This window comes from Geminocystis sp. M7585_C2015_104, assembly GCA_015295805.1.
In the GTDB taxonomy this organism is placed as follows: domain Bacteria; phylum Cyanobacteriota; class Cyanobacteriia; order Cyanobacteriales; family Cyanobacteriaceae; genus DVEF01.
On the sequence record DVEF01000071.1, the window covers coordinates 24,247 to 33,535 of the forward strand.

Sequence of the window (9,289 nt, forward strand, 5' to 3'; positions counted from 1 at the left end):
AACCTCCCTAGTGAAAAGTAACTAGTGTAAAGGTACTAGTGGAAAATAACTAGTTGAAAATAACTAGAGCAATGGGGCTCAGGGGCTATTTACAGGCTCACTGTTTTTTATCAACTCCCCTGCCTCCTTTGACTTTCCCGAGCTGAGGGTAATACCGAGGCGCTCTTTGAGGGCTTGGATTACTTCCTCGGCGGATTTCTGGCCGAAGTTTTTGATTTCTAACAGCTCCTCTTGGGTATATTCCAAAAGGTCGGCTACGGTGTTGATTTGAGCCCGTTTGAGACAATTGTAGGCTCGTACGGACAGATTGAGTTCTTCGATGGGTATTTGACTGGTAGGATCGGAAGGCTCTTCCACTTCTTCTTGTTTTCCGGTAATGCGGGAGGAGTCCGTAAGGGGGGCGAACAAGTTGACGAGGATTTCGGCCGCCTGTTGTAGGGCTTCTTCTGGTTTTATACTGCCATTAGTCCAGATTTCGAGAATAAGGCGATCTGCCAGCCTGCCTTCATGACGGATTTCCTCAGTGGTAAAATTCACCTTAGTTACCGGCATGAAAACGGCATCAATTTGGAGAAAATCTAGAGAAGTGCTTTCATCTTTCCCTTTTTCGACGGCGCGATAACCCTTTCCCCTTTCGACGCGGAATTCCATTTCCAATTTGGCCCCCTTACTCAAGGTACAAATGTATTGAGTGGGGTCCACCACCTCAATTTCCGAGGGGAGGTCAAACTGTGCCGCCGTGACGGTGCAAGGCCCTGTCGCAACCAGACGGCCGATTTGGGGGGTTTTACTATAGCTTTTGAAAACCACGCTCTTCATGTTGAGCATGATTTCCATGACATCCTCTCTAACCCCTTCCAACACGGCAAACTCGTGATTTACCCCGGCGATTCTCACAGCGGTAACTGCCGCCCCTTCCAAATTGGACAGCAGTACCCTCCTCAGGGAGTTGCCCATGGTGATGCCCTGACCTCTTTCCAGAGGCTCGAGGACAAACTTGCCGTACAATCCCTGACCCTTTATGGACTTACTTGCTACGCAGTCTATTTGAAACACGGCCACAGTGGTTATTTACTAGAATGAACAAGTCTTTGAGACAATAGTTCCCCACAACGGGAAAACATTACCCCCTATACTCTACGTCTTTTAGGAGGCCTACAACCATTGTGGGGTATTGGGGTGATATCCCTAATCAAGGTGATCTCCAGACCTGCTCCTTGTAAGGCTCTGATGGCGGTTTCCCTTCCCGCCCCAGGGCCACTTACCATCACTTGTACTTGTTTCATCCCATTCTCCATGGCTGCCCTAGCAGCCTTATCCGCAGCCATTTGGGCCGCAAAGGGGGTGCCTTTTTTTGCCCCCTTGAAGCCACTGGAGCCTGCTGTAGCCCAAGAGATTACATTTCCTTCTGGGTCTGTTATGGTTACAATGGTGTTGTTAAAGGTGGATTTGATGTAGGCAATGCCACTTGGGACATTTTTCTTTTGTTTTTTCTGTCCTCCCCTTTTGCCTGCTTTTGTTGCCATTTCTTGACGACCTCAATCAATAATACAAAGCAAAAAAAAGATCCCCTGCTGCCGTTGGGTATAAACAGAGACACCTACTTCTTGGGCGCCTTTTTCTTTCCGGCCACGGTTACTCTTCTACCCCTACGAGTCCTGGCATTAGTTCTAGTCCTTTGGCCCCGTACGGGCAAGCCCAGGCGGTGACGACGACCCCTGTAGGTGCCTATGTCGCAGAGGCGTTTTATATTCATCGCCTCTATACGACGCAAATCTCCCTCAATTTGATAGTTTTGTTCTATATGGGTTCTTAGTTTACTTATTTCTTCCTCTGTCAGGTCTTTTACCCTGGTATCAGGATTTACCCCGGTGGCAGCTAGTATTTTTTTAGAGGTGGATAGGCCTATCCCATACAGATAGGTGAGGGCTATTTCCACCCTTTTGTCACGGGGCAAATCCACACCTGCTATTCTAGCCATGTTCTTTTCCTTTTTATCTCCCTACTGTTGGCACAAGCTGGTTTTTGGCCTATAAATTTTTTTTAGGCCTTGCGGGCACAGGTAGTTTAACCCTGACGCTGTTTATGTTTTGGATTAGAACAAATTACCATAACCCGTCCGCGACGACGGATCACACGGCACTTGTCACAAATCCTTTTTACAGACGCTCTGACCTTCATGGTAGTAATATATACTGCAAGCTACCCATTATAACAGGATTTGTGCCCCCTGTAAAGGGGGGTTTAGCCCTCCTTTGTGGACGGGGCCTCTATTGGTTTTTGCCTTTCAGCCGGTAGGTGATTCTCCCCTTAGTCAGGTCATAGGGGGTGAGTTCCACCTTGACTCGGTCTCCGGGGAGGATTTTAATGTAGTTGCGGCGAATTTTGCCAGCAATATGGGCTAATACATTAAAACCATTATCCAAGTCTACCCTAAACATAGCGTTAGGAAGAGACTCGGTGACCGTGCCTTCCATTTCAATAAGGTCTTTTTTAGACATAAACAACCCCTCTGTCTCAGTCTTCTACAATAGCCGTCGTTGTCAATGTTACCAAAATTTACATTGATTTGACACGGTAACAATTTGGACTGGGACTAAGACTGAGCCGACTTGATGAGGGATTCAATTTCGTTGGTTATTTCTGCTGGTGGTCGATTCCCGTTTACAGTTTTCAAAAGGCCTACATTTTTATAATATTCGACAAGGGGGGCTGTTTGCTCTCTGTACACACCCAGACGGTGACGGATGGTCTGTTCCGTGTCGTCTTTTCTGCCACGGGCTAGTAGTCGTTGGAGGATGACCTCGTCGGGTACGTCCAGATTGATGACCAGGTGGCAGGGTTGCTGAATTTTGGCCAGCAACTGGGCCAGGAATTCCGCCTGGGCGACATTGCGGGGGAAGCCATCCAAGACCCATCCCTGTTTTGCTTTTTCCCCCTGCAAAGTCTCGGATATCAAGTCTAGGATTAGGTCATCTGGCACAAGATCCCCCTTGTCCACATAGGTTTTTGCCTTTAGTCCCAAAGGGGTTCCCTGGGCTATGGCATTTCTCAAAATGTCACCTGTTGAAATATGAAGTATTCCAAATCTCTCTGCTATCAGTTGCCCCTGGGTGCCCTTGCCAGCCCCGGGTGGGCCTAGAAAGATCACTCTTGCCATGATTTTCTCTATAGAGAGTTACATTAATAGTTACTGCTTAACCATGCCCTCATAACGTTGGGAGATGACGTAGGTTTGTACCTGTTTAGCAGTGTCAATGGCCACACCTACTAGGATGAGTAGGGAAGTAGCACCAAAACCCTGAAAAGTGGTCACACCAGTTGCTTTTTCCACAAAGGTGGGAACGGTAGCCACCACAGTCAGGAAGATTGCCCCGAGGAAGGTAAGGCGATTCAATACCCCCTCCAGATAGGCTACAGTGGCCTTACCCGGACGTATTCCAGGAATACTGGCTCCTATTTTTTTCAGGTTGTCGGCAATGTCCTCCGGATTGGAGATGAGGGAGGCATAGAAATAACTGAAAAATAGGATCAAAAGGGAGTAGACCACCACATACCAGATTGTACCGGGTCTGAGGGCGAAAGCAATCTGGTTGATAATATTATTAATGGCGGTTTCTTTGGTCAACCCGGCCAGGGAAGAGGGCAAAACCAACACCGCTGAGGCGAATATGATGGGCATTACTCCGCCCTGGTTGAGTCTTAGGGGCAAATAACTAGTTTTTTCCCGATATAGTCTTCTGCCTACTTGACGACGGGCTATAATGATGGGAATGCGACGAGTACCCTCTTGAACGAAGACTATACCCACAATCATCACCAGGAATACGGCCATGAGGATGATGACCTGGGCCACGGCTTGACGTCCTCCAGTTTGGGCATAATCGATGGTGTTGGCTAGGGTGCGGGGCAGTACGGCTACAATGTTGACAAATATGAGCAGGGATGCCCCGTTACCGATTCCTCTGTCTGTGATCAGCTCAGAAATCCACATGACGAACATGGAACCGGCAGAGATGGCCAACACTGTTTCGATGACAAACCAGATACTGTAATTGAGGGCGTAGGGGCGCAATAGTCCTACGGCAATGCCGGTGCCCTGTATCACCGCCCATCCCAAGGCGACATAGCGGGTTATTTGGGCGATTTTCCGTCGTCCTATCTCCCCTTCATTTTTTTGTAGCTCCTCCAGGGCGGGGATAGCCGAGGTCAGCAGTTGCATAATGATAGAGGCGTTGATATAGGGTAGGATCCCCAGGGCGAAAATGCCCACAGTCACTAGCCCTCCCCCGGTGAAGATGTCTAAAAAGCCGATAAAGGGGGAGTTGACAATAGCATTGGCAAAGGCCTCTCGATCAATCCCCGGCACAGGAATATAAATCCCTAGCCGTGCCAAGATGAGTAGCCCAAGGGTGATGAGGACACGACGGCGCAACCCGGCCGCCTGGGCCATCTGCAGGAAGGTTTCTTGGGCCGTGGGAGTTCTTTCTCTGCTTACAACCATAGTTTTTGCTTGGTAAGGGACTTCGAATCGTGCCAAAAGACGGAACACCGTTTTAATTGATTTCTATCTTGACATTAATTGGTTAGTATTGGGGAAACCGGTGTCCGCTGGCGATTGATTTGGCGGTCTAGGGCTGAGAAATGGTCCCACCAGCCGCCTCTATTTTGGCTTTAGCAGACTCACTCCAGGCGGCAGCCTTGATGTGGAGGGGGATATTTATCTCCCCTCGGCCAAGGACTTTCAGGGGGCCGTCATTGCTGGTGACAATTCCGGCGGACATGAGGGAGTCGAGGGTTACTTCGGAATTGGGGGGCAAATCTTTTAGCTGATCCAGGTTGACAATGGTGTATTCTTTGCGGTTGACCACTGTGAAGTGTTTGAGTTTGGGAAGGCGACGATAAAGGGGCATTTGTCCGCCTTCAAAACCGGGTTTTATGCCGCTGCCGGAACGGGATTTTTGCCCTCTCATCCCGAAACCACAACTGGCCCCCTGGCCGGCGGAAATGCCTCTTCCGACGCGACGACGACGTTTTTTGGATTTGGGGTTAGGAGCTAATTGATGGAGTCTCATACTGTTTTACTCAAGAGAAAATGTGCTGTAGAGGGATGTCTCTTTCTTTAGACACTTGGGAGAAACTGCGGACTTGCTGGAGTGCCTTAATGGTCGCCCTGGCGTTGTTGAGGGGATTATTGGAGCCTAACTGTTTGGCCAGGATGTTTTTTATGCCAGCTAGTTCCAGGACTGTGCGTACGGAGCCACCGGCAATTACACCAGTGCCAGGGGCTGCTGGTCTCATAAACACGGTGGCACTGCCGTAACTGGCTTGGGCAGCGTGGGGTATGGACTCGTCCTTGTTAATTTTGACAGAGATGATGTTTTTCTTACCGTCGGCTACTGCTTTACGTACGGCGTTTATGACATCACCGGCCTTGCCGACGCCCACACCCACTTGTCCTCTTTCGTTGCCCACTACCACAATGGCACGGAAGCTAAGTTTTTTACCGCCCTGAACCACTTTGCTTACACGGCGGATTTGGACAACCCTTTCTAGCCATTGGGTTTCTTTTTTCTCCTTCCGTTTTTTTTGTTTAGTTTTACTGCGTTGTTCTTGTTCCTTTGCCATAGTATTTTCCCCTTAGAAATTAAGACCGGCTTCACGGGCACCTTCGGCTAGAGCTTTTACGCGCCCATGGTACAAAAAGCCCCCGCGATCGAACACCACCTTGTCAATGCCCTTAGCTAGAGCCCTTTGGGCGATCAACCTGCCCACTTCTCTTGCGGCGGCACAGTCAGAGGTGGAGGTCAATTTTCCCCTCAATTCCTTGTCAAGGGTGGAGGCTGCCACTAGGGTATGTTGAGCTACGTCGTCAATAATCTGGGCATATATATGGAGATTGGAACGATAAACAGCCAGGCGAGGGCGTTCAGGGGTGCCCTTAATTTTCTTGCGAATCCTTAGGTGACGACGTTTTATTAGTTCTCTACGACTGGTAACCATTTTTATTTCTTCCCTGACTTACCGGTTTTACCTACTTTTCGTCTCACGAACTCGCCCACGTAGCGGATCCCCTTGCCCTTGTAAACTTCGGGGGGACGAACGGCACGGATGCGGGCGGCCACATTGCCCACCAGCTCCTTGTCTATTCCCGAGACAACCACCTCGGTGTTGTTGTTGACGGCTACGTTAATCTGGGGAGGCATTTCCATTTCTACGGGTTTACTATAACCCACATTGAGAATCAATTTTTTCCCTTGACAGGAGGCACGGTAGCCCACCCCTTGGATTTCCAGTTTTTTTTCAAACCCTTGTGTTACTCCTTGTATCATGTTGTACACAAGAGTCCGACAAAGACCGTGTCTCTCCCTCGCAGTACGGCTGTCGTTCTCTCGCTCTACTCTGAGCTCTTGACCTTCCACATGTACTTTGACCAGGGGTGGAAGGGTGCGGGAGAGGGTGCCTTTTGGCCCTTTAACCTCTACATATTGCCCCTCCACCTTTACTTGAACCTGTGGTGGGATAGCTATAGGACGTTTTCCAATACGAGACATGGTTTGTTCTGTTTGATGGACAAAATACTACTACCAGATATAGCAGAGGACTTCGCCTCCGATTCCCAGTTTTCTGGCTTTTCTGTCGGTCATAACCCCGCTAGAGGTAGAGAGGATGGCCACGCCAATCCCTCCCAAAACCCTAGGCAGGTCTTTTTTGGCATAAATGCGTAAACCGGGTTTGCTGACCCTACGGATGTGGTGGATTACTGGTTGGCGGTTTTTCCCCTTGTATTTGAGGGAAATAACAAGATTTTTCTTGACTCCTTCGCCTACTTCTTCATAGCCGCTGATGAATCCTTCTTCTTTGAGGACTTCGGCTATGTTCCGGGTCATCTTCGTGCTGGGCACTGTCACGGTGGGATGACGCACGGCACAGGCGTTGCGGATGCGGGTCAGCATGTCGGAAATAGTGTCGTGTGCTGGCATTCTTTTTTTTCCTTTTCTCGTTCCTCTATTACCTCAGGATTATTTTTGACGGAAAGGCATTCCCATTTCTTTTAAGAGAGCCCTTGCCTCCTCATCCGTGTTAGCACTAGTGACGATGGTGATGTCAAAACCACGGATTTGGTCGATGGAATCGTAGTCTACTTCCGGGAAGATAAGTTGTTCTCGGATGCCGAGGGAGTAGTTCCCCCGTCCGTCGAAACTGTTGGGATCTAGGCCTCGGAAGTCGCGGATGCGAGGAAGGGCTAGGTTGATGAGACGGTCTAGGAAGGAGTACATTTTTTCTCTTCTGAGGGTTACCATGAGGCCCACCGGCATTCCTTTGCGGATTTTGAAGCCGGCAATGGCCTTTTTGGCACGGGTAACCACTGGTCTTTGCCCTGTGATCATTGCGATTTCATTTATAGAGGACTCCAGGGCTTTGGCATTTTGAGATGCTTCCCCTAAACCCCTGTTCAGTACCACCTTGATGACCTTGGGTACTTGGTGGATGTTGGTGTAGCCGAACTGTTGGATGAGTTTAGGGACTATGGTTTCTTGATAATAGGTCTTAAGTCTGGACATTACAACAAAAACTCCTTAGGAGTGGATAAAAGGAGGATTGGCAAGAGAGTTTGCTGCGAACTAGTCGATGATCTCGCCGGTTTTCTTTAGTTTTCTTACTTTTCTGCCGTCTTCAGTGATGACGTAGTTGAAACGGCTAGCTACTTTAGCTTTTTCGGAGTACAACATCACCTTAGAGCTGTGGATGGGGGCTTCAAAGGTGATGATTTGGCCAGTTTCGCCTTCTCTACGGGGTTTTTGGTGCTTAGTACGAATGTTTACCCCCTTAACTATAACGGTGCTGTTTTTTGGGAAAGCTTTGAGGACTTCCCCCACTTTGCCCTTGTCTTTGCCAGATATGACCTGGACTAAATCGCCTTTTTTCACGTGCATTTTATAGCGGGTGGGGTGTTTTTTTTGTTTTCGTCTTGACGGTCTCATGGTCTAGATTACCTCCGGTGCCAGAGAGATGATTTTGGTGAAGTTTTTGTCACGCAATTCCCGGGCTACGGGGCCAAACACACGAGTCCCTCTGGGGTTGTTGTCTTTGTTGATAATGACTGCGGCATTATCGTCAAAACGGATACTCATGCCGCTGGGACGCTTTACAGTTTGTTTAGTTCTGACCACCACTGCCCTGACAATGTCGGATTTTTTGACGGGCATATTGGGGATGGCCTCTTTCACCACAGCCACTATTACATCCCCTAGGCTTGCATATCTGGCATTACCAGTGGACAGGACCCTGAGGCACATGATTTTCCGTGCCCCGGTGTTGTCGGCAACGTTGAGATAGGTCTGTTTCTGGATCATATTCGAATACAGTCAATATACGGTACTGTTATTTAGACTACTTTGCGTTCGAGGATTTCTACCACAATCCAGCGTTTAGTTTTGCTGAGGGGACGGGTTTCGCGTATGAGGACTTTATCCCCTTCGCGACATTGGTTTTCTGGATCGTGGGCTTTATATTTTTTGGTTTTGACTACGATTTTTTTGTATTTTGGGTGGGGGGCACGGTTTTCCACCGCCACTACTGCGGTTTTATCCATTTTTGTGCTTACCACCACTCCTATTCTTTCCTTGACAGCCATAGGTCACTTCCCGTGGTTACTCTTCGCCTTTTTGCTCGGTTTTTTGCTCGGTTTTTTGGTCAGTTTTTTTGCCGGTGCGTATTCCTTTCATCCGCTCAGTTTTGACAGTGAGTAGCTGGGCAATCCAACGTTTGGTGTGCCTGAATTCATGGGGCTTTTCCAAACGTCCTAGGGATTGCTGTAGGCGGAGTTGGAATAGTTTCTTCTTGGCATTGAGAATTTCCTGCTCCAACTCCTCGTCACTCAATTTTCTTGCTTCCTCTATTTTTCTGAAGGCCATAGTAGTCTAGAATCCCTCCGTTCTGCTGACGAACTTGGTTTTAATGGGTAGTTTATCTGCTGCCAGCCGTAGGGCTTCTCTTGCGCTTTCCTCTGAAATACCTGCTACTTCAAATAGTATACGCCCTGGTTTAACCACGGCCACCCAGTATTCGGGGTTGCCCTTTCCTGAGCCCATACGGGTTTCTGCTGGCCGCATGGTGACGGGTTTATCGGGGAAGATGCGAATCCAGAGTTTTCCGCCCCGACGGACATAACGGGTAATCACCCTTCTGGCCGCTTCTATTTGACGGGCGGTCATCCAACAGGGCTCAATGGCTTGGAGGCCATAATCGCCGAAGTTAATGGTATTGCCCCGGTAGGCGTCACCCT

18 protein-coding genes are annotated in these 9,289 nt (G+C 49.0%); all 18 read right to left on the minus strand.

What is annotated here, in order from left to right:
* Positions 1 to 78: 78 nt before the first annotated feature.
* Positions 79 to 1,062, minus strand: a complete 984-nt coding sequence (locus IGQ44_08570; GenBank protein HIK38029.1) for a DNA-directed RNA polymerase subunit alpha — start codon at positions 1,060 to 1,062, stop codon at positions 79 to 81.
* 68 nt (positions 1,063 to 1,130) lie between these two features.
* Positions 1,131 to 1,526 (minus strand): 30S ribosomal protein S11, encoded by a 396-nt coding sequence (rpsK, locus tag IGQ44_08575; GenBank protein ID HIK38030.1) that lies wholly within the window; start codon positions 1,524 to 1,526, stop codon positions 1,131 to 1,133.
* 74 nt (positions 1,527 to 1,600) lie between these two features.
* On the minus strand, positions 1,601 to 1,981 hold the full coding sequence (rpsM, locus tag IGQ44_08580) for a 30S ribosomal protein S13 (GenBank protein ID HIK38031.1): 381 nt from the start codon (positions 1,979 to 1,981) through the stop codon (positions 1,601 to 1,603).
* Between the two features lie 86 nt (positions 1,982 to 2,067).
* Positions 2,068 to 2,181, minus strand: coding sequence for a 50S ribosomal protein L36 (rpmJ, locus tag IGQ44_08585; protein ID HIK38032.1), 114 nt, complete (start codon positions 2,179 to 2,181; stop codon positions 2,068 to 2,070).
* Between the two features lie 89 nt (positions 2,182 to 2,270).
* On the minus strand, positions 2,271 to 2,501 hold the full coding sequence (gene infA / locus IGQ44_08590; protein HIK38033.1) for a translation initiation factor IF-1: 231 nt from the start codon (positions 2,499 to 2,501) through the stop codon (positions 2,271 to 2,273).
* Positions 2,502 to 2,596: 95 nt separating this feature from the next.
* Positions 2,597 to 3,160, minus strand: a complete 564-nt coding sequence (locus IGQ44_08595; GenBank protein HIK38034.1) for an adenylate kinase — start codon at positions 3,158 to 3,160, stop codon at positions 2,597 to 2,599.
* A 30-nt stretch (positions 3,161 to 3,190) separates the two neighbouring features.
* Entirely contained in the window at positions 3,191 to 4,504 is a 1,314-nt protein-coding gene (secY, locus tag IGQ44_08600; GenBank protein ID HIK38035.1) for a preprotein translocase subunit SecY, read from the minus strand.
* 127 nt (positions 4,505 to 4,631) lie between these two features.
* On the minus strand, positions 4,632 to 5,075 hold the full coding sequence (locus IGQ44_08605; protein ID HIK38036.1) for a 50S ribosomal protein L15: 444 nt from the start codon (positions 5,073 to 5,075) through the stop codon (positions 4,632 to 4,634).
* A 10-nt stretch (positions 5,076 to 5,085) separates the two neighbouring features.
* Positions 5,086 to 5,628, minus strand: coding sequence for a 30S ribosomal protein S5 (rpsE, locus tag IGQ44_08610; GenBank protein HIK38037.1), 543 nt, complete (start codon positions 5,626 to 5,628; stop codon positions 5,086 to 5,088).
* A 12-nt stretch (positions 5,629 to 5,640) separates the two neighbouring features.
* Positions 5,641 to 6,003 carry a 50S ribosomal protein L18 gene (locus IGQ44_08615; GenBank protein ID HIK38038.1) on the minus strand — a complete coding sequence of 121 codons (363 nt, stop codon included), beginning with the start codon at positions 6,001 to 6,003 and terminating at the stop codon, positions 5,641 to 5,643.
* Between the two features lie 2 nt (positions 6,004 to 6,005).
* The gene (gene rplF, locus IGQ44_08620; protein HIK38039.1) at positions 6,006 to 6,554 is read right to left on the minus strand and encodes a 50S ribosomal protein L6; all 549 of its coding nucleotides are present in this window, start codon (positions 6,552 to 6,554) and stop codon (positions 6,006 to 6,008) included.
* Positions 6,555 to 6,584: 30 nt separating this feature from the next.
* Positions 6,585 to 6,983: a 30S ribosomal protein S8 gene (gene rpsH / locus IGQ44_08625; protein HIK38040.1), complete on the minus strand. Its 399-nt coding sequence runs from the start codon at positions 6,981 to 6,983 to the stop codon at positions 6,585 to 6,587.
* Positions 6,984 to 7,022: 39 nt separating this feature from the next.
* Positions 7,023 to 7,565 carry a 50S ribosomal protein L5 gene (gene rplE, locus IGQ44_08630; GenBank protein HIK38041.1) on the minus strand — a complete coding sequence of 181 codons (543 nt, stop codon included), beginning with the start codon at positions 7,563 to 7,565 and terminating at the stop codon, positions 7,023 to 7,025.
* 60 nt (positions 7,566 to 7,625) lie between these two features.
* Complete coding sequence (locus IGQ44_08635; GenBank protein ID HIK38042.1) at positions 7,626 to 7,937, minus strand: 50S ribosomal protein L24; 312 nt, start codon at positions 7,935 to 7,937, stop codon at positions 7,626 to 7,628.
* 51 nt (positions 7,938 to 7,988) lie between these two features.
* Positions 7,989 to 8,357 (minus strand): 50S ribosomal protein L14, encoded by a 369-nt coding sequence (gene rplN / locus IGQ44_08640; protein HIK38043.1) that lies wholly within the window; start codon positions 8,355 to 8,357, stop codon positions 7,989 to 7,991.
* Between the two features lie 32 nt (positions 8,358 to 8,389).
* Positions 8,390 to 8,638, minus strand: a complete 249-nt coding sequence (gene rpsQ, locus IGQ44_08645) for a 30S ribosomal protein S17 (protein HIK38044.1) — start codon at positions 8,636 to 8,638, stop codon at positions 8,390 to 8,392.
* 16 nt (positions 8,639 to 8,654) lie between these two features.
* Positions 8,655 to 8,918 carry a 50S ribosomal protein L29 gene (locus IGQ44_08650; protein ID HIK38045.1) on the minus strand — a complete coding sequence of 88 codons (264 nt, stop codon included), beginning with the start codon at positions 8,916 to 8,918 and terminating at the stop codon, positions 8,655 to 8,657.
* Positions 8,919 to 8,924: 6 nt separating this feature from the next.
* The coding region (rplP, locus tag IGQ44_08655; GenBank protein HIK38046.1) for a 50S ribosomal protein L16 at positions 8,925 to 9,289 on the minus strand (365 nt) is incomplete at its 5' end.

Coding starts and splice junctions, on each gene's coding strand:
- secY (HIK38035.1), bottom strand. CDS start 4,504: ATGGTTGTAAGCAGAGAAAGAACTCCCACGGCCCAAGAAACCTTCCTG.
- rpsM (HIK38031.1), bottom strand. CDS start 1,981: ATGGCTAGAATAGCAGGTGTGGATTTGCCCCGTGACAAAAGGGTGGAA.
- IGQ44_08605 (HIK38036.1), bottom strand. CDS start 5,075: ATGAGACTCCATCAATTAGCTCCTAACCCCAAATCCAAAAAACGTCGT.
- rpsE (HIK38037.1), bottom strand. CDS start 5,628: ATGGCAAAGGAACAAGAACAACGCAGTAAAACTAAACAAAAAAAACGG.
- IGQ44_08615 (HIK38038.1), bottom strand. CDS start 6,003: ATGGTTACCAGTCGTAGAGAACTAATAAAACGTCGTCACCTAAGGATT.
- IGQ44_08595 (HIK38034.1), bottom strand. CDS start 3,160: ATGGCAAGAGTGATCTTTCTAGGCCCACCCGGGGCTGGCAAGGGCACC.
- rplE (HIK38041.1), bottom strand. CDS start 7,565: ATGTCCAGACTTAAGACCTATTATCAAGAAACCATAGTCCCTAAACTC.
- rplF (HIK38039.1), bottom strand. CDS start 6,554: ATGTCTCGTATTGGAAAACGTCCTATAGCTATCCCACCACAGGTTCAA.
- rpmJ (HIK38032.1), bottom strand. CDS start 2,181: ATGAAGGTCAGAGCGTCTGTAAAAAGGATTTGTGACAAGTGCCGTGTG.
- rplN (HIK38043.1), bottom strand. CDS start 8,357: ATGATCCAGAAACAGACCTATCTCAACGTTGCCGACAACACCGGGGCA.
- rpsQ (HIK38044.1), bottom strand. CDS start 8,638: ATGGCTGTCAAGGAAAGAATAGGAGTGGTGGTAAGCACAAAAATGGAT.
- rpsH (HIK38040.1), bottom strand. CDS start 6,983: ATGCCAGCACACGACACTATTTCCGACATGCTGACCCGCATCCGCAAC.
- IGQ44_08650 (HIK38045.1), bottom strand. CDS start 8,918: ATGGCCTTCAGAAAAATAGAGGAAGCAAGAAAATTGAGTGACGAGGAG.
- infA (HIK38033.1), bottom strand. CDS start 2,501: ATGTCTAAAAAAGACCTTATTGAAATGGAAGGCACGGTCACCGAGTCT.
- rpsK (HIK38030.1), bottom strand. CDS start 1,526: ATGGCAACAAAAGCAGGCAAAAGGGGAGGACAGAAAAAACAAAAGAAA.
- IGQ44_08635 (HIK38042.1), bottom strand. CDS start 7,937: ATGCACGTGAAAAAAGGCGATTTAGTCCAGGTCATATCTGGCAAAGAC.